The organism is Duganella sp. CF458, assembly GCF_900113115.1.
Lineage (GTDB): Bacteria > Pseudomonadota > Gammaproteobacteria > Burkholderiales > Burkholderiaceae_D > Rugamonas.
In genome coordinates this window covers 191,727-208,426 of sequence record NZ_FOOF01000010.1, presented here as the reverse complement: position 1 = coordinate 208,426, position 16,700 = coordinate 191,727, and the positions used below count along the sequence as shown (strand labels likewise).

Here is a 16,700-nt window from a genome sequence, read left to right as displayed (position 1 = left end):
ACCGCAAGGGGAACCATGCCATTTGATGCGCGCGCTGCTAAGCTTTTGCCAGCAGGTCAACACTTTACCATTTCCGAGTGCCCAGGACTGCGTTTTGAAGTGACGGCAACGAAGCGATCCTGGATCTACCGTTACAAAAGCCCGGTTGATGGCAAGATGAAGCAGACCAAGATCGGCGAATGGCCGACTGTTTCTTTCGCAGCCGCGACAGTGGCCTGGGAAAAGCTACGCCTGGCGCGTGCCGACGGAGCCGATCCCAGCGCAGCGAAGCGTGCCGAGCGCGGCGAGAAACGCGCTGCTGCCGCTGCGGAACGCGCGCGAGTCTCCATTGAGGGGCTCACCGTAGCCGACGTTTGCGACAACTATCTGGTCAAGTACGTTGAAAAGAATCGCGGAGATAAGGGTGTGGCTGAGGTGCGGCGCATGTTTGCGACCATGCTGGGCGAGACTGGTGATCTGAAGGCGGTGGAAGTTACGCGATCGGTAGCATTCGATTTGATTGAGTCGTTTGGACATATTCCGGTCCAGGCTGCGAAATTACGAGCGGAGATTGGTGCCGCTTGGGACTACGCGCTCGATTCCGGTCGGCTGCCAGAAACCGTTCCAAACTGGTGGCGGTTAATCATGCGCGGCAAGTTGCGCAGCAAAGGTCGCATGATCCAAGGGGTGCCTGCCGGTGTTACGAAACGGGTGCTCAGCGAGGCGGAGTTGGCCAAGTTAATTCCCTGGTTGCCGAATTTCTCTCGGCTGGTCGAAGACGTGCTTACGCTGTACCTGTGGACTTGTGCCCGAGGCTCGGAAATCTTGGCCATGCACGCCGATGAGATCACGGAGGAGGTCGATGGTCTGTGGTGGACCGTTCCGAAGGATAAGACAAAGAACAGTTGGCGAGAGCATGCGACCGACTTTCGCGTGCCATTAGTAGGTCGTGCGGAGCGGATAGTGCGGCGGCGCTTGGATGTTGCAGACGGAGGCTATTTGTTCCCCTCAAAGCATTGTGCGTCGGGGCATGTAGAGCAGAAGAACGTAGCGTCCCAAGTATGGTTGCACATGCCCTATGCGAAAACGCGACCGACGTATGAGAGGTCGCGATTGCCAGTGGAGCGTTGGGCTCCGCATGATCTACGACGCAGCTCTAGGACACTACTCGCCGCGCTTGGCTGTCCAGACGAAGTTGGTGAGGCGATTCTCGGCCACATGAAACATGGCATTACAGGGATTTATAACCGCCATACATACGATAAGGAGAAGCGAGAATGGCTTGCGCGTCTTGCCCCGCGCCTCGAGCAGTTGGCGAACGGAAGTGAATTGTTGTCTTTGCCTTAATGGTTATGTATTCTTGGGGAAAATCTGGAAAGCTCGAGAAATTTTCTTTTCTCCTAGGGCTATATGATCAGATGACTTCATTTGCGGTCAAATTAGCCAGCCTCACTACAATTTTTGGGAATGATTGACTATGTTTGAAAAATTTGGCGAAATAGCGGCTGAAAAGATTATTCCGATAATTAGTGGACTCGTCGAATTTGTCCTTGCAAACTTCGAATGGTCACACGGTTGGAATGCAGTTGCTGCATGGGGAATCCTCGCGCTCTCAATATTGATCACTATATTTTTGATAATTAAGGGCCTTCGCAGGTCTTTGGAGCTGTTACTGGCGTTTAGCGAGGAGGTCAAGAAAAACCCGCCTGCATTCTTAGCAACCCTAGAGCAACAACGAAAAGTTCGTAGACGATCGCAGTTTTGTGCGGTTCTGGATAGTGACCTGGCTCATATTGCAAAATCAGAAAACTGGAACGATCAATATTTCACTGACCTTGAAGCTGAAGTGGAAACAGAGGGAGGATATTACTCAACTAAGATGCGCCGCATTTTAAAGCGAAAGTCGTTCGGCATACGAAGAGTTTCGTCACTAATGGCGGCTCTGGAAAGCACTGCTGAGAAGACAGTTTTGCTTGTTGGCGAACCTGGAAGCGGAAAGAGCGTTGCGCTTCGGCATCTGGCTAAACAGCTTGCCACTAAAGGTAAGCATTCAAAGCGGGCGAACGAAATGGTACCGCTTTATCTTAATTTGCGTGAATTGGAGGTCGCAGCCGGGGAGGAAATAGATGCCAATCTGATAAAAAAGTTTGTAATTGACAATATACGTCGCGGTGATGCAGATACAAGTGATTATGTCAAAGAGAATTGGAATGAATTCAAGGAGGATGGAGTTTGGTGCTTCTTATTTGATTCATTTGATGAAATACCGCAAATCCTTCATTCCGCCACAGGTAGTGATACCGTAAAAAAATACTCGGAAGCAATCCGGAAATTCCTTTCCGGGATGGGGGATTGCAAGGCAATCCTGGCATCGCGCGAATATAAAGGGCCTGAAGCGCTTCCTTGGGAGAAATTTAGAATTCTTCCGCTTGGTTTCGAGAGGCAACGTGAACTTGTTTCAAATTCTTTCCTTAAGCATGATCAGATGGAACTCGTATTTCGACACTTAGCGGAGGAGGCTAGTAAGGTCGGGAACAATCCGTTATTTCTTACGCTTCTTTGTAGATACGTGAAGGACACAGGGCAACAGCCAGTAAACGATCATCAGCTGCTTTCATCGCATATTGATCGCTTGGCTCATCGTGATCCAGAATATATTAGGAATAAATATAATCTCGACTCAGCCGAATTGTTAGATGGAGCTAGGAGGTTGGCCGTTTTGCTGGCTACTAATCCTGGTATGAGTTTAGCTCCAAAAGTTGATGAGATTATTGCTTCGATCCCAGGCGCAGATGCTGATTATATTACGAGAATTATCCATGCACTGATTGATGTAAAAATTGGGCGAAATGACGTTTCCTCTGCTGGGAAGGGAGATAGTAGATTTACATTCGTGCATAGACGATATCAGGAAACTATATTTTCAAATTTCCTGGCGGGAAATCCAGATTTCATTGAGCCTGAAGAGCTATTGTCGAACCCAACTTGGCGGGAGTACACAGTGACGTTACTCCAGACTCAAGAGATTGGTGAAATATCATACTTGATCGAAGCGGCCATGAATATTTTGAATGGCATCGATAACCGGCCTAAAGTCTCGGGAGAGGTCCTGGATATTGCCTATGCGTATTTCGACTGGGAATCTGATAATTTGGCGAACTTACTTGCGATTCTCCAGGAGGGGTTCAGTCGGAGAACCCTTGATGTACCGTTAGGTTTGAGAACTACTATACAAACTGTTTTGGCAACGCGTTGGAATAACGGGGATCACATTGATAAAAAGATGGTTATTCAACTCGGTGGCTTACTGCCGTCTGACACGCTTTCCGCTTATCTTGAAACATGCTTTTCAGAGGAACTATTTACTCAGGCAGCATTTTCACAATGTGTTTTCCTGGAAAAAGCTGACGGAATCAATGAATTCATTCAAGATCGTCTCGCTAAGGCGGTGCTGTCTGCGGATTCGATTGAAAAACGGTTACGCATCCAGGCGTTGGCAGCGCGCCTGCCATTAAGTGTGGGTGCTAATCACATTGTGAAGCGTTGTCTTAATATCCGTCCATTTTTGGATGGATTGAGTAAAATTACCTCAGCCTTCCTGCTTTCGAGTGAGTTAGTATTTAATTTGACGAAACGTAGTACATTTTTGAATTTTGTGTCGGAAGAGTTCAGGCCAAGAAAGAATTATACAGGGGGTAATGAATGGCTGGTGGCTTTCCTGCTCCCAATTGTATTTCTTTTCGCGATAGTCCTTTCTGTTGAGCATGGAGGAGCGAAAACCGATGGCTCTGAAATGAAGCAATTTGTTGCATCATCATATCTTGCCATCAAAGGATCGAATTATTTTTGGATTGCTTGTTCGGGTTATATTGCGCTTATAGTCTTTCTTATGGTGCTATATAGTAATAGGTCGCTTGGGGGGCGAATTAATTGGTTTTCTAGGAAGACATATTACGCAGTGTTTGTGAAAGAAGGGTTCTTAACCTTCCCACTTATCCTCATTCTTACTTGTGTACTTGTCTATGCAATGGGGTGGGTTGGTGGCTACGTTTTGTCACTGTTCAACATTGGTCCAGCATCAGTTCCAGATTTTTTGCGCATAGGTATGCCAGTCATGTTAGTGCTAAGTATTGCAACTATCCAGTTTGAGATGCGAAAAAGAAGAAGAAATGATAGAGCTGCACTTGATCGGTTAAATTGTCTTATTGGCAATAATGCGATTGATCGATCAGAGAAATTTGTTTTATATGCAAATTCGTTCGAGGAATTGGTTGCTTGGATTAGGGATGGGGACGCATTTAGACTTGGGCTGGGGGCGGATAGTAGGCTGCTTTCATCTATTAGCTTCAAACTGCCTATTATGGTGGAGAAAGATGAAAATTCGTGTTATGCGATTTCGAAATCAAGGAATATCAATGGTGATCTTGATTTTCGCAGGCTTGTCAAGGTGCGAGCCTTGACTTCTTGTTATTCTCCCGAATTGCTCACACGCGATTCGCATCCTTGAGTATTGCGGCCGAATAATTGTTAACTGCTGGAAGGGCAGCGTTCGGCACAGTCTCGCCGCACACAATTGCAGCTATTTGAGAAATGGTTTCCCCGCATAATGCGCTATAAAGGTCTTCATGCGGGAAATTTGAATGAGCAAAGAGGTGATTTACGGTTACTTCCGCATTGAGGAAGCTACCGACGAGCTGACTTACGCCTCCTACTGGGTCTTGCCTAAGCTATTTCACCTTGCGGCTGCCTGTATTGGGGGGCGGCGGCAAGTCGGATACAGGCCTTTCTTCGGCCCAGGCTTGTACCTCGCGCATGAGCCAGCCGACACGCTGGGCGGACAATTTGCGCGGCGGTGGAAACTCGCTCTGGCGGACCAGCTTCTGGATGGTCGCGGTTGACAGCGACAATAGGCTGGCCACTTCTGGAAGGTCTATATAGAGTCGGTTCATGTTCACGCTCATTTCGTGCTTTCGTTCGTGCCGATGGTGAGGTTGAAAAGGAGGTCGCCCAGAGCGTGTTCGTCATGCCCCGCGTAAGCGGAAAGCAGTGCGATGAACAGCATCGAGCGAAGTTCAGGCTTCGTCGGGTGGCTTTTGGTGGCCTTGTCAGCGCACTCGCGTAGCGCCAGGCGATACTGTTTGGCATTCATAGCTTAGTCCCGGTCGTTTGCCGCACGGGATTTGAAATCGACAGAAGGCGTGCTGCGTACAGGATGCTTGCGTGCATAGGCGCGCAGCACACAGCCAATCGATGGGTCTTTGAGGGCAACCTCTAACGGCCCGGCAACCCGCAACGCGCGATGCGCAGCTGCGAGCGCCAGCTCGTCAGGATTCGCTGGCGTAACGGTGATGCCGCACGGGTTGTCGCCCTGGCGCTCCAGTTCTGCTTCAACCGCGCCGGCGGCATTCATAGCGCACGTGCAAAACGTAGCGGTGCCATTACTAGTGCGTACTTTGACGTTGAACTTTTGCACCAGGTTGTCATGGATGGCGAGTGCCTGGCGGAGGTCGTCAGCGGTATCACCGCGCATGCCAGCGAAGCCAGCCAGACCGAGTAGTTCGGTCGCTTTTGCCGCCGCAGCATTTAGGTGACTCAGGCTATCAATAAGTGCGGCCGCTTGCTCGATCAGGCTGCTGTTCGCAGTCGTAACGGGGCGTGTTATTGCAGCACTCATTTCGTCACACTGCCGTTGCTTGTTGGTGCAGAGGTCTGCATACGCTGGACTTTCTTGTCCAGACTGCATGCTGCGATGCAAGCGTGGCCCTTGAGGCCATCGAGGGTGTGCGCGGACCGTACTTGCTGCCGAACGGAAAGATACCGTGCATAGATTGAGCGCCCTTCTTCAACGCCGGCAAAGAATGCATCTGCTGCGGCAGTTCCATGGAGGTACAGACAAGCTAACGGCTTGCCGATTACTTGCTGAAGTAAAAGGGCACGAGCCCCATTCACGTACTCCGGACTGCGTTCGTAGCGCTTTAATCCAGGCGCGAATGCGTCTTCGATAAGCTGGTTGACGAGTTGTCCTGGAGTGTTTTTGGCCAAGGACATGGCCGGGCTGCATGTGGGAATCACCTGTTTCTCCATCGTGGTTAACCTTCGATGAAGAAACTTTACTCAAAAGATAAACTATTCGCAAGCAATATTTACCAAAAAGGTTAAGTTGCAAGGCGGGCGGATTGTTGTTACTTATCCAAATTCTGGCGTGGGAAGGGCTTTCAGAGAGAGTTCAAAGGTCGCTGCAGAGGCGGCTTGTGACGGAGAAATGCTTAGAAGTTATCGCCTTCGCGACGAACCACCCGACCTACAATGATGCAGCGATTCCCTTGGCAAGCCCGCCTAAAGTACTTGCGCTGGTCAGGATTGTCCGACATGAGCCACCATTGGCCAGCATCCCGGGCCAGTCGCTTCACGACCGCCTCACCCTCGTAATTAACCGCATAAACAGCGTTATCAATTAACGACTTGTCAGCGAGATTAATGACCACAGTGTCATCCTCGTAGAAGGTCGGCTCCATGCTCTCCCCGCGCACTTGGATCGCAATTAGGTTTTTCGGGTTGAACCCCTTGCGTTCGATCCATGTGCGAGAAATGCCAAGCGTTCCACCGTCACGCAAATCGGGCTCTGTCTCGAAGCCTGTTACGCCTGCTTGAAGCTTCAATGTCACTTTCGGTATTGGGTAAAGATGTGGTGAATTTTCGTCTTCGACGCGTACAGGGCGAGCGCCCGGGAAGATTGCTGCGTGCAAATGGTCTTCCTCTGGCGAAGTGATGGCCAAGGTAGTCAAGGGTGTTTGCACAACGTCCAACGAGCCTTCGACCAGCTCAAAGGCACGCTCGATTCGTGCCGCGACGATATTGCCAATATTTTTCGTTGGGTTTTTCCCAATGATCTGACTTACCTGGGAATTCTCCATCCCCGTCTTGCGCGCAAATTCTGCCAGCCCGCCAGCATCTGCCGCGAGTTTGCGCGCGTTTTCGCGCCGGATGTCATCTCTCTTCATTGGTCCCATGCTCGGATGATTAACTCTTTTACCGAAAAGATAAATGATCCAAAAGATAAATATATCTTGCGGTAAGTTTATCTTTTGGGTAAAGTTTGCCCATGGACATGAAAACCTTCCTTAGGCAAGCAACCCCCGCTGAACGCGAGTCGCTAGCTAGCGCCGTCGGCTCATCTGTGGGCTATCTCTATTTGATAGGCGGCGGCCATCGGCGCCCCGGCCCTAAGTTGTGCAGGGCTCTAATTCTTGCTGAGTCGAAACTGACTCTACATGAGTTGAGGCCTGATATCTGGATCCCTCCCGTCGATCCTCAAGTGAAGTAGTTCGCCATTTCTCACCCTAGTGTTCGACGTGTCGCGAGGGGGCGATGTAAAGACCATGCGGCCAGTTTGCATACGTTTGGTTGACGAAGTTCATTGTCGAGCGATGTTCAGTAGGAAGTAGGCCAATAGTAGAGAAATGGTTTGTTATCTGAAACCCAAGAATAGAAGGACGATACTGTGGAGCTATTAGTTGCATACCAAGAAATGATTAAGGTTCACGGTTGGAACGGGACTGCCGCAACGCTGGGCATGAGTAAGTCCGCCCTGGAACAGCGCGTATACGAGGTAAAGGGAAGCGGCATGCGCGTCGATACGGCGCTGCTGATTCAGAACTACTCCGGTACCAAACACTTTGCACAAGCTGTTGCTCACGCAAGCGGTGGAGTGTTCTATGCACTGCCGGAGCCAGGCGATCTGTCGGACGTGGAACTGCATGACAAATTCCACGAGCTTTACGACGAACTGGGCGAGCTGTCCCGCGAGTACACCGAGGCAAAGAAGGACGGCAAGATCGACGCGACCGAGCGTGCGAAGCTCCAGATTCTGGAAAATCGCATGCACGCGACGATCCGCGAGTTGATGACGCTGATGTTCCTGATCAATTGCCCGCTCCCGAATCCGGCGGTATCGGCCAGGGAGGATGCGTAATGGCTAACCGTGATCTTCCGCGCCGTGGCAGCCGCCCGGCCAATGCATTGTCGTCATTGCTCTCCATTGGGGGGAAGGCCACCGTCTCGGAGCTCTTCCGGATTGCGGGCAAATCCATTTCACGGAATGACTTTGACGTGCTCATAGTCGAACAGTTGACCTTCTACGGCCTGATCAAGAATGAGGGTGGCGAGGTCGAGTTGACGGATGCTGGGCGGGCGTACCTTGGCATTGCCAAACCGGTAGTGGAATATATCGGCAAGGTTGCTGAGCCTCGTGTCGGCACTGGTTTTAAGCCATTGCGCGCACGTAGCGCAATGGTTATTCGAGAGGGCGCCTTTGACTACCGTAACTTCCCATCGCGCATTGGCGATACCTATTTGCCTTTCGGTGAGAAGTCCGTCGCATGACGCTTGATGATTTCTCCTTAGTCGGGCGCGTAGCGCTCGACTCAATTCATACGCTTCTCCAAGACTGGTTTCCGAATGGCGTCAAAGAAGGGCATGAGTTCTGCATTGGATCGCGTGATGGCGAGGCGGGGCAGTCCCTTCGCATTCGCCTGACGGGTGACAAGGCAGGGGTCTGGTCAGACTTTTCCGACGGCGCAGCCGGTGGCGATCTGATCTCGCTATACGCATTCATTCATGACCTGAAGCCGGGTCAAGCGTGCAAAGCACTCGCGGAGCTGCTTTCGATCTCGCTTTCCGAAACCCAGGGAGTAGGCAAAGGGCTAGCGAAGGCTTCAGGAAAGCCTGTGCAACCACGGCCTAATCTTGCGCCCGCGCAAGCGGACAAAGGGGTACAGGCGCCCGCCGAAGATAAAAAGCGGACTCCGTGGACGCCCATACTGCCGGTGCCAGACGGTGCCGGGCCGTATCCAAAGGCGCACGTTGTACGTGGGCGTCCTGAGGCCCATTGGGAATACCGTAACGTCGACGGCCAACTGCTCGGCGTGGTGTTCCGCTTCCTGCGTTCCGACGGTAAGGGCAAGGAGGTCCTTCCGTGCGTGTTCGCCGAGCGCAGCGATACCGGTGCGCGCGAGTGGCGTTGGCTGGCATTCCCTGAACCACGTCCTCTCTATCAGCGCGGCCCTGCGCGACCTGATTCGCCGATGCTGATCGTCGAGGGCGAGAAGTGCGTCGACCGCGCCGTAGGAATGCCTGGCCTGCACGAGGCGCTTGAGGTTGTGTCTTGGTCCGGTGGTGCCAAGGCCGTGAAGAAATCGGACTGGTCCCGGATACGCGACCGTAACGTCATTCTTTGGCCTGATGCCGACGCAAAGCGCTACAAAGAGGGGCACGAGCATGCCGGCGAGCTGATGCCAGAACACGAGCAGCCTGGCGTGAGCGCAATGCTCAAGATCGCTGAGATTCTTCGTGCACAGGGCTGTGATGTGTTCATGGTGGACATTCCTCCGCCTGGACAACTTCCGGACGGATGGGATATTGCCGACCTGATTGACGGCGGTGCCAGCGAAGAAGAAGTCATCGCGTGGACGACCAGGTTGCGTCCGGCGGTTACGGGCACGCAGGAAGTGCCGAAGGAAAATTCGCACGATGCGGTGCCGGCCTGGCTTGACGAGCAATCGGCCGCACAGCTGGAAGCGGCCTCTACCCCACTTCCAGCTGGCGCGGGCAGCGAGCTGAAGGGCTCCCTGCGTGATCATTTGATTGGAACTGCGAACGGCGGGGTCAAGGGTTGTCGCGAGAACGTGTACATGGTCATGCAACACGACGAAGAGCTTCGTGGCCTGGTTGCACTGGATTTGTTCTCGGGCCTCCAGGTGAAGCGCCGAAAGGCACCATGGGCAACCACGCCTGGCGAATGGACGGAATCGGACGACTTCATGCTCGGGATGTATACAGCCAAGAAGTACGGCTTGGTTGTCGCCGCTCGCGGTGATATCGAGGCTGGTGTAGCGCAAGCGGCACGCGACTTCGCTTTTGACCCGGTGGTTGATTACCTCGATAGGTGTGCCGCCGCTTGGGACGGTAGGCAGCGCGTGGCCACCGCGTTGACGCGCTACTGGAGCGCTGAGGACTCCGAATACATGCGGCTGGTCTCGACCATGTTCTTCATCGGGGTTGTCATGCGCGGCTATAAGCCCGGCGTGAAGAACGACCACGCGCCGGTGTTTGAAGGCGGGCAGGGCGAGGGCAAGTCTACGGCATTGAAGGTGCTGGGCGGCGACTGGTTTGCCGACACGCCTTTCAGGATGGGCGAGAAGGACGGCTATTTGTCGATCCAGGGCGTGCTGCTGTACGAGGTCGCCGAACTGGAACAATTCAATCGCTCCGAAGTCACGGCCATTAAGGCATTTATGTCCAGCACCGTTGATCGATTCCGCGAACCGTATGGCCGTCGCATGAAGAACGTGCTGCGCCGCTGCGCCTTTGCTGCAACGACCAATGAAGATGCGTACTTCAAAGACTCAACCGGTAACCGGCGCTTCTGGCCAGTGAATACTGGAAAGATCGACATCGAAGCGCTCAAGGCGGATCGGGACCAGCTGTTTGGCGAGGCCATCGCCCTGATGCACGCTGGCGTCCAGTGGTGGCCGACAAAGGAACAGCAGCGGCGCTTGATTGACCCGGTACAGGATGACAGGGAGATTCCAGATCCGTGGCGTGGTCGCCTCTATGAGTACGTGGAGGGCAAGGATTCGGATGGAAAACCAACGCTGGCAGGAAAGCTGAAGAGCGTCACTGCGCGGGAGCTGCTCACGAGGGCGCTTCACTTCGAGATGTCAAAGCTGGGGCCTGCAAGAGCGGAAACGATGCGGGTGGGCGCGATCATGCGCAAACTCGGCTGGATCAAAAGGCGCGAGCCAAGCGGCGCGCGCGAGTGGTATTACGAGCGCCCGGCTGCGGAAGCGGCGCATGGGGTAGACAGCCATGGAGAAGCTCAATGAGCTCCACCCAGGCTATTCAGGAACGCGGCATGGTGCCGGCGCCTCACCAGGGATCGTGTGCGGAGAATCCGCGTGCGGAAAAGGTGTTGGCGTTTGCCTTCGTCGCTCGCGATGATGTCCAGCGACGGCTATCCGTCCAACCTGTGGTTTTTGAGGTTAGACGGCTGAAACACGCGTGGATACTGGCTTCGTCCAACCGTCCAACCTCGCCAGCCGACAGGCGCACGCACATGCGCGTCACGCGTATACGTGCGCGACGAGTGGGAAGGGCGAATTCTGCATTGGCAAACATGAAAAACAGGTTGGACAGGTTAGGAGGTTGGACAAAGACAGTGTTTATGCGGGTCTAAACGTCCAACCTCTTCGACTAACCATTTTGGGGTTGGACGGGTTCGGGAAATAAGCGGAATAGATCGGTAGTTTGGAAAAGAGAGAAAGGTTGCGAATGAACGTTGAGATCGAAGTGGACGGTGTGCGGTTTGCAGAAGTTGTTGAGCCGGTGAAACCAATGTGGCGAGCGCCTCAACGGCGCGAGGTGAGGTCAGCTTCGCCTCGGCGCCAAGAGTTCCAGGCGCGACTGGCGAACTGGCGCAAGGTAGTGAATCGACCCGTCAGCGCTGGTGGCGCATCGCAGTACTGCGCAGGGTGGGCAAAGCTCTACGTCCATCTGCGCACGATGGAAGCGCCGCCGGCGGGAGATCAAGCGGCTGAAAAAATCAAGCCTTTGAATCCGCTGGTCGCCAGTGACGAGCTGGACGGCTGGCTGGTCGAGGCTGCATGGCGCACCTTGGGTGACTCTAACGAGAGGCAGGCATTGAAGGCCTTGTACATCTATCAGTGGCCGGCAGATCAGGTGCGGCGTTTCCTGCGTGGCGTGCGCGGGCCGCATGTCCCCTTAATCATTGCCAAGGCCGAGCGGAACCTTGAGGAGATTTTGGAGAGGCTTGGGAACGTTGAAGCAATTCGCGGACAGATGGCCTAAGGTATCTCGTCATATTGGTCTGACACTGACTGTCGAATAAGGTACAGTCCTTTAGGGCAGTGCGGCCACAGGCCAACAGTCACTCAGGGCAGCAAACTATCGAACCTTTGGCGTTCAACGCCTCAACAATTAAATTGCAAACAAGATATGAGTAAACTATCAGCGATACTATTTTTTCTTTTTCAAGCAGCTTTTTCTGGAAGTTGCTTTGCCAACACCGCAACGGAGATTGGATATAACATTTCTCCCGCATTTATCGAGGGGCGGCGGGTTTGGGCAATCAAGCGCGATGACAACGCAATGTCTTATCATGCGGTCTATTCTGATAATTGGGGGGATAGTTGGAGCATATTTGGTAATGCAATTCCTTTTGAATCGGGATCAACTCCGAGCTCACTGTTTGTCCACACTTCCGGTCATATTTTTGTCGCGGAGTCAGCCGTTGCTTGCAAGGGCTCGCGAATATTTCGAATCAATAGAAGTACAGGCGAAGTAATCGTTGCTACTTACACTGATCCAACTGCAACGATTCATCCTTGGGGCTGGACCCAAGATGCCTTAGGCAACCTTTGGGCAGGTGAATATGGGTTGCCAGGAAGTGGGCATCCCGAATGTACACCCTCACAGCCCGTAAACGTCTCGTACGTCTTGAAGGTTGCTGATGCAAACGGTGTCCCCTTGGCCAGAGATAATACGACGAAAAGCAACTGGATGTGGCCAAGAACTGATCCGATAGCTGGCATGGCTTCTTGGCTTGCACCAAAAGGCGCAGCTGCAGATTTGCACATTCACAACCTTCGATTCGACAGCTATCACAACCGATTCTTGATAAATTCAGGCGACAGTCCCCGAACCTTTATGTCATGGGCGCCGATGCAAAATGGGGCCCTGGACACTTCGATACTTCCAAATATAGTAGACGCATGCTGTGATGATGCGTTTCTCCTGACAGGGTTTACGGGCTTAGCGCCAATGATCGATGGCGCTTATGTTGGCGACGATTGGACGAGCCAAGGTCGGGGTAATAGCATTAGGCTCTACCCTTGGAGCAATAACTCATCAAGCGGGATGGGAGCTCCCATAAAGATTGCAACGATGCCTTCGTCCTACGATACGCCAATATGGGACTTGCATGGAAGCGGCGAGAATGAGCTTTGGTTTGTGAACTTTGATGAACCCACTTCAACTGAGCCTAGCATACGGCTGTCTGGCCTCCACAAAATTGCTAGGGCGTCGTCGGCGAGCCCATTTTCGGGAAATGTAGAGACGGTTTACTCTGCACAATCCAGCTGGCGCAATAGCATGTATATAGCTACAGATTATAAGAATAAGATTCCGCTGGATGCCCCGTATATATTCGTCTATGGGATTTATAGTGGAGCAACTCCAGCGGATAAACTCAGTGTGTTGACCCGGGTCTCCCGATAGATTTGTCGTTCAGTTTGGCTCACCTAAGGGGCTTGATAACTTCCTCGGGTTGCGGATACTATTCGATCTACAACTTGTCTGCCGGGGTGTCCCGTGCCTTCAGCCGAATCGGCGTCTCCTTACTGGAGGCGCTCGTTCGCCTGAAGTAGATGAGTCGCCAAAGGCCCGCCGACATAGCGGGCCTTTTGTTTTGGATGAACTCGCCGTGTTCTGTTCCTGGTAACTATGCTCTCCATGTCAGTGAAATCGAACGTCGATGCGGTTCGCAAGAACCTTAGCGACATTGCGAAGAAGCAGTTGCCATTTGCCGTCGCGAAGGGACTCACCGCTACGGCCAAGGATGCGCAGGGGCAGCTCGCGAAGGCGCTGCCGACTCAACTGGATCGACCGACGCCGTTCACGATGCGCGCGTTCGCAGTCAAGCCGGCAACGAAGTCGACACCGGTGGCCAGCGTCTTTGTTCGACCGGACCAGTGGAAGTACCTCACGTACCAATTCGAAGGAGGGGATAGGAAACCTCCAGGCAGGGCACTTGTCGTGCCGAGAAACATAAAGCTTAACCAGTTCGGCAACATGCAACGGCGCGCAATCAAACAGCTGCTGGCGAAGAAGAATGTGTTCAGCGGTGTGGTCAACGGCGTGCCGGGGATCTACCTGCGTAAGAAGTCGGCCACTGGTAATAGTCTCCAGTTGCTGGTCGGGTACGCAAATCAAGCACGGTACCGCAGCCGATACCCGTTCAGGGAGATCGCTGAAGGCGCGATCAACGCAACCTTCAACCGCAACCTGCGGCGTGCCCTTGATGAGGCGCTGGCGTCGGCACGCTAGTGTCGGCTGGGCGACAAGGTACTCCCGGGACTTGAACTATCGAGGGTAATTCGCGCCCCGATCGCCCACTATTCACAAAATTTTCCCTAGGGGGTTATATGATCGACCAGCAGGCCCGAATGAGCCAGGCGGCATTCGGCGACCTGGTCGGAATCAGCCAGCCCGCGGTCAGTGATCTGCTCACACGTGGTGTGCTCACCGCCGGCGAACCCGCCAGCGTCTGGCTGAAACAGTATTGCCGCAATCTGCGCGAGCAAGCTGCGGGCCGACAGGCAGCTGGAGAGCTGGACCTCGCCACGGAGCGCGCAGCCCTAGCGCGCGCGCAGCGCGAGAAGGTGGAACTGCAAAATGCGGTAACTCGCCGCGAACTGGCGCCGGTGGCGGTGCTGGAACAAGTGCTCTCGAAGGTCGGGCGCCAGATTGCCGGCATCCTCGAAGCGATCCCGGTGCAATTGAAGCGTCGTTCCGAACTGACTTCCGAGGATCTGGACTTCATCACTCGCGAGGTAGTGAAGGCGCGTAACCAGGCCGCCGGCATTACCCTGGCCGACCTGGTCGAGGAAGACGAGGAGGGCGAGCGAAATACCGAGGATGTAGCATATGGACTTGACGGAGATTGATCGTGCCCTGAAGGCGGGTTTGCAGTCCCTCGCCGCTGTCAGCCCGATGCGGCTGTCGGAGTGGGCGGAACAGAATTTTTACCTGTCCGCGGAATCGTCGTATGTCGAACAGCGTTGGAATGCGTATCCGTACCAGCGCGCCATCATGGACGCGATGTCCAACGACGAACATGAAGAAGTGACGTTCATGAAGTCGGCGCGGGTCGGCTACACGAAGATGATCCTGGCGGCCATCGGCTACTTTGCCGAGCATAAGCGGCGCAACCAGGCGCTGTGGCAGCCGACGGACGACGACAGCGATGAGTTCTGCAAGACCGAACTCGAGCCCATGTTTCGCGACGTGCCGGCGATGATCAAAGTCTTCCCCAGTTTTCTGGCGAAGAACAAGGAAAACACGCTGCGGCAAAAGAAGTTCCTGAGTTCAGTCCTGCACCTTCGTGGCGGCAAGGCGGCAAAGAACTACCGGCGCCTATCGGTCGATGTGTCGATTCTTGATGAGCTCGACGGATTCGATACCGATGTGGAGAAAGAGGGCAGCCCGGTTACGCTGGCACGAAAGCGCATCGAGGGCGCCACGTTTCCGAAATTGATCTGCGGATCCACGCCGAAGCTGAAAGGTTTTTCACTGATCGAGGCGCGCTTCGATCAGGCAGATGCGCAGTTCTACTGGCACTTTCCATGCCCGCATTGTGGCGAGTACGTCCAGTTGCGCTGGGGCGGGAAGGAAAAGCCCTACGGCTTCAAATGGATCGGCGATGACGCTTCGACCGTGCTCCATGCCTGCAGCGCCTGCGGTGCCATGATGTCGCAGGCCGACTACCTGGCGGTATGGGAGCAGGGCCGGTGGATCGCTGACGATGGAACGTGGATTGACCAGCAGAGCAATTACCGGGATGCCGATGGGGGCCGTATCGCGGTACCAAAACGGGTGGCCTTCCACATTTGGACGGCTTATAGCCCACAGACCACCTGGGCACAGATCGTTGCCGAGTTCCTCTCGGCCAAGAATAAGGCCCGGGCCGGCGACAAGGGCGAGCTCAAGACCTTCGTCAACACGACGCTGGGAGAAACCTGGGAAGAGGAAGTCGAAAAGGCTGACATGCATGCTCTGATGGAGCGTGCCGAGGCGTACCCCTTGCGTGTAGTGCAAATGGGCGGCCTGGTCCTGGTGGCCGGGGTTGACCTACAGGACAATCGTTTCGAGGTGGTGGTGTGGGCCATCGGGCGCGGCGAGGAGATGTGGGTCGTCGATTACATGGTGATCGAAGCCAATCCAGCTGATGAACGCGACTGGGAGAAACTCGACACCTACTTGCAGACGTGCTTTTCCCACGCTTGCGGAACGAGTCTGCGTATTGAGGCGCTGGCCATCGATACCGGTGGCCACTTTACGCACCAGGCCTATACGTACTGTCGCTCGGTTGCGAAGGGGCGTCGCGTGTTTGCCATCAAAGGTGATCACCGCAATGGGCAGCCGGTCAAGGGCAAGTCGTCGCTGCAGGATGTGAACTACCGCGGCAAGGTGATCAAGAGCGGCATCAAGCTTTGGCACGTAGGCACCGACACGGCAAAGGACTTGATTTTTGGCCGCCTTAAGGTGACGCAGTACGGTCCCGGCTTTATCCACTTCTCGAAAGACCTGTCGGTCGAGTTTTACAACCAGCTTACTGCCGAAGTGCGGGTGCTGCAGCGAACTGCCGGCGGTGAGCAGTACCGCTGGGTGCCGGTGAGGAAGCGCAACGAAGTGCTGGACTGCACGGTGTATGCGCTCTTCGCAGCGCACATGTTGGATCTGCACCGTTACACCGACCGCATGTGGGAGCGACTGGAAGAGGCAGTCCAGCCGAAAGTGCAGGACATGTTTGCATTACCGTTTGCGGCGCCGGATCCGGTTCCGTCAGCACCCATTTCAATACAAGCGACTCCAGTGCAGACGTCTGCACCGGTCAGGCGCGTTCGTTCGCGCGGCATTCGATAGGA

General features: G+C 54.1%; 15 protein-coding genes. 10 read left to right on the top strand and 5 right to left on the bottom strand.

Going from position 1 to position 16,700, the window contains the following annotated elements:
• The first annotated feature begins 15 nt into the window (after positions 1-15).
• Both BM269_RS17095 and BM269_RS17090 read left to right on the top strand, forming a co-directional pair.
• Complete coding sequence (locus BM269_RS17095; RefSeq protein ID WP_090439276.1) at positions 16-1,326, top strand: tyrosine-type recombinase/integrase; 1,311 nt, start codon at positions 16-18, stop codon at positions 1,324-1,326.
• Positions 1,327-1,456: 130 nt separating this feature from the next.
• Positions 1,457-4,486: an NACHT domain-containing protein gene (locus BM269_RS17090; protein ID WP_090439273.1), complete on the top strand. Its 3,030-nt coding sequence runs from the start codon at positions 1,457-1,459 to the stop codon at positions 4,484-4,486.
• Positions 4,487-4,706: 220 nt separating this feature from the next.
• Here the strand turns inward: BM269_RS17090 and BM269_RS17085 are convergent, their stop codons facing one another.
• The 5 genes from BM269_RS17085 to BM269_RS17070 all read right to left on the bottom strand — a co-directional run bounded on the left by BM269_RS17085 (position 4,707) and on the right by BM269_RS17070 (position 6,980).
• Positions 4,707-4,940 carry a helix-turn-helix transcriptional regulator gene (locus tag BM269_RS17085; RefSeq protein ID WP_229204687.1) on the bottom strand — a complete coding sequence of 78 codons (234 nt, stop codon included), beginning with the start codon at positions 4,938-4,940 and terminating at the stop codon, positions 4,707-4,709.
• The gene (locus BM269_RS17080) at positions 4,937-5,128 is read right to left on the bottom strand and encodes a hypothetical protein (RefSeq protein WP_090439269.1); all 192 of its coding nucleotides are present in this window, start codon (positions 5,126-5,128) and stop codon (positions 4,937-4,939) included. Before BM269_RS17080 ends, BM269_RS17085 begins: the two co-directional genes overlap by 4 nt.
• 3 nt (positions 5,129-5,131) lie before the next feature.
• Positions 5,132-5,653, bottom strand: a complete 522-nt coding sequence (locus BM269_RS29110; protein WP_139232771.1) for a hypothetical protein — start codon at positions 5,651-5,653, stop codon at positions 5,132-5,134.
• Positions 5,650-6,063, bottom strand: a complete 414-nt coding sequence (locus BM269_RS29105) for a hypothetical protein (protein WP_139232770.1) — start codon at positions 6,061-6,063, stop codon at positions 5,650-5,652. Before BM269_RS29105 ends, BM269_RS29110 begins: the two co-directional genes overlap by 4 nt.
• A 182-nt stretch (positions 6,064-6,245) precedes the next feature.
• Positions 6,246-6,980, bottom strand: a complete 735-nt coding sequence (locus BM269_RS17070; RefSeq protein ID WP_229204686.1) for a S24 family peptidase — start codon at positions 6,978-6,980, stop codon at positions 6,246-6,248.
• Positions 6,981-7,507: 527 nt separating this feature from the next.
• Here BM269_RS17070 and BM269_RS17065 point away from each other — a divergent pair.
• The 8 genes from BM269_RS17065 to BM269_RS17035 all read left to right on the top strand — a co-directional run bounded on the left by BM269_RS17065 (position 7,508) and on the right by BM269_RS17035 (position 16,698).
• Positions 7,508-7,951 carry a YmfL family putative regulatory protein gene (locus tag BM269_RS17065; protein WP_304443171.1) on the top strand — a complete coding sequence of 148 codons (444 nt, stop codon included), beginning with the start codon at positions 7,508-7,510 and terminating at the stop codon, positions 7,949-7,951.
• Positions 7,951-8,361 carry a hypothetical protein gene (locus tag BM269_RS17060; RefSeq protein ID WP_139232769.1) on the top strand — a complete coding sequence of 137 codons (411 nt, stop codon included), beginning with the start codon at positions 7,951-7,953 and terminating at the stop codon, positions 8,359-8,361. Before BM269_RS17065 ends, BM269_RS17060 begins: the two co-directional genes overlap by 1 nt.
• Positions 8,358-10,862, top strand: coding sequence for a VapE domain-containing protein (locus BM269_RS17055; RefSeq protein WP_090439257.1), 2,505 nt, complete (start codon positions 8,358-8,360; stop codon positions 10,860-10,862). Before BM269_RS17060 ends, BM269_RS17055 begins: the two co-directional genes overlap by 4 nt.
• A gap of 445 nt (positions 10,863-11,307) precedes the next feature.
• Positions 11,308-11,844 (top strand): hypothetical protein, encoded by a 537-nt coding sequence (locus BM269_RS17050; protein ID WP_090439254.1) that lies wholly within the window; start codon positions 11,308-11,310, stop codon positions 11,842-11,844.
• A 147-nt stretch (positions 11,845-11,991) separates the two neighbouring features.
• On the top strand, positions 11,992-13,272 hold the full coding sequence (locus BM269_RS29100; RefSeq protein WP_139232768.1) for an NHL repeat-containing protein: 1,281 nt from the start codon (positions 11,992-11,994) through the stop codon (positions 13,270-13,272).
• 234 nt (positions 13,273-13,506) lie between these two features.
• The gene (locus BM269_RS17045) at positions 13,507-14,100 is read left to right on the top strand and encodes a hypothetical protein (protein ID WP_139232767.1); all 594 of its coding nucleotides are present in this window, start codon (positions 13,507-13,509) and stop codon (positions 14,098-14,100) included.
• A gap of 98 nt (positions 14,101-14,198) precedes the next feature.
• Positions 14,199-14,720, top strand: coding sequence for a terminase small subunit (locus BM269_RS17040; RefSeq protein ID WP_229204685.1), 522 nt, complete (start codon positions 14,199-14,201; stop codon positions 14,718-14,720).
• Positions 14,701-16,698, top strand: a complete 1,998-nt coding sequence (locus tag BM269_RS17035; protein ID WP_090439249.1) for a phage terminase large subunit family protein — start codon at positions 14,701-14,703, stop codon at positions 16,696-16,698. Before BM269_RS17040 ends, BM269_RS17035 begins: the two co-directional genes overlap by 20 nt.
• Positions 16,699-16,700 lie beyond the last annotated feature (2 nt).

Excerpts from the sequence above, each read along its gene's own strand:
- BM269_RS17095 (WP_090439276.1), top strand. The coding sequence starts at position 16 with ATGCCATTTGATGCGCGCGCTGCTAAGCTTTTGCCAGCAGGTCAACAC.
- BM269_RS17090 (WP_090439273.1), top strand. The coding sequence starts at position 1,457 with ATGTTTGAAAAATTTGGCGAAATAGCGGCTGAAAAGATTATTCCGATA.
- BM269_RS17085 (WP_229204687.1), bottom strand. The coding sequence starts at position 4,940 with ATGAGCGTGAACATGAACCGACTCTATATAGACCTTCCAGAAGTGGCC.
- BM269_RS17080 (WP_090439269.1), bottom strand. The coding sequence starts at position 5,128 with ATGAATGCCAAACAGTATCGCCTGGCGCTACGCGAGTGCGCTGACAAG.
- BM269_RS29110 (WP_139232771.1), bottom strand. The coding sequence starts at position 5,653 with ATGAGTGCTGCAATAACACGCCCCGTTACGACTGCGAACAGCAGCCTG.
- BM269_RS29105 (WP_139232770.1), bottom strand. The coding sequence starts at position 6,063 with ATGGAGAAACAGGTGATTCCCACATGCAGCCCGGCCATGTCCTTGGCC.
- BM269_RS17070 (WP_229204686.1), bottom strand. The coding sequence starts at position 6,980 with ATGAAGAGAGATGACATCCGGCGCGAAAACGCGCGCAAACTCGCGGCA.
- BM269_RS17065 (WP_304443171.1), top strand. The coding sequence starts at position 7,508 with ATGATTAAGGTTCACGGTTGGAACGGGACTGCCGCAACGCTGGGCATG.
- BM269_RS17060 (WP_139232769.1), top strand. The coding sequence starts at position 7,951 with ATGGCTAACCGTGATCTTCCGCGCCGTGGCAGCCGCCCGGCCAATGCA.
- BM269_RS17055 (WP_090439257.1), top strand. The coding sequence starts at position 8,358 with ATGACGCTTGATGATTTCTCCTTAGTCGGGCGCGTAGCGCTCGACTCA.
- BM269_RS17050 (WP_090439254.1), top strand. The coding sequence starts at position 11,308 with ATGAACGTTGAGATCGAAGTGGACGGTGTGCGGTTTGCAGAAGTTGTT.
- BM269_RS29100 (WP_139232768.1), top strand. The coding sequence starts at position 11,992 with ATGAGTAAACTATCAGCGATACTATTTTTTCTTTTTCAAGCAGCTTTT.
- BM269_RS17045 (WP_139232767.1), top strand. The coding sequence starts at position 13,507 with ATGTCAGTGAAATCGAACGTCGATGCGGTTCGCAAGAACCTTAGCGAC.
- BM269_RS17040 (WP_229204685.1), top strand. The coding sequence starts at position 14,199 with ATGATCGACCAGCAGGCCCGAATGAGCCAGGCGGCATTCGGCGACCTG.
- BM269_RS17035 (WP_090439249.1), top strand. The coding sequence starts at position 14,701 with ATGGACTTGACGGAGATTGATCGTGCCCTGAAGGCGGGTTTGCAGTCC.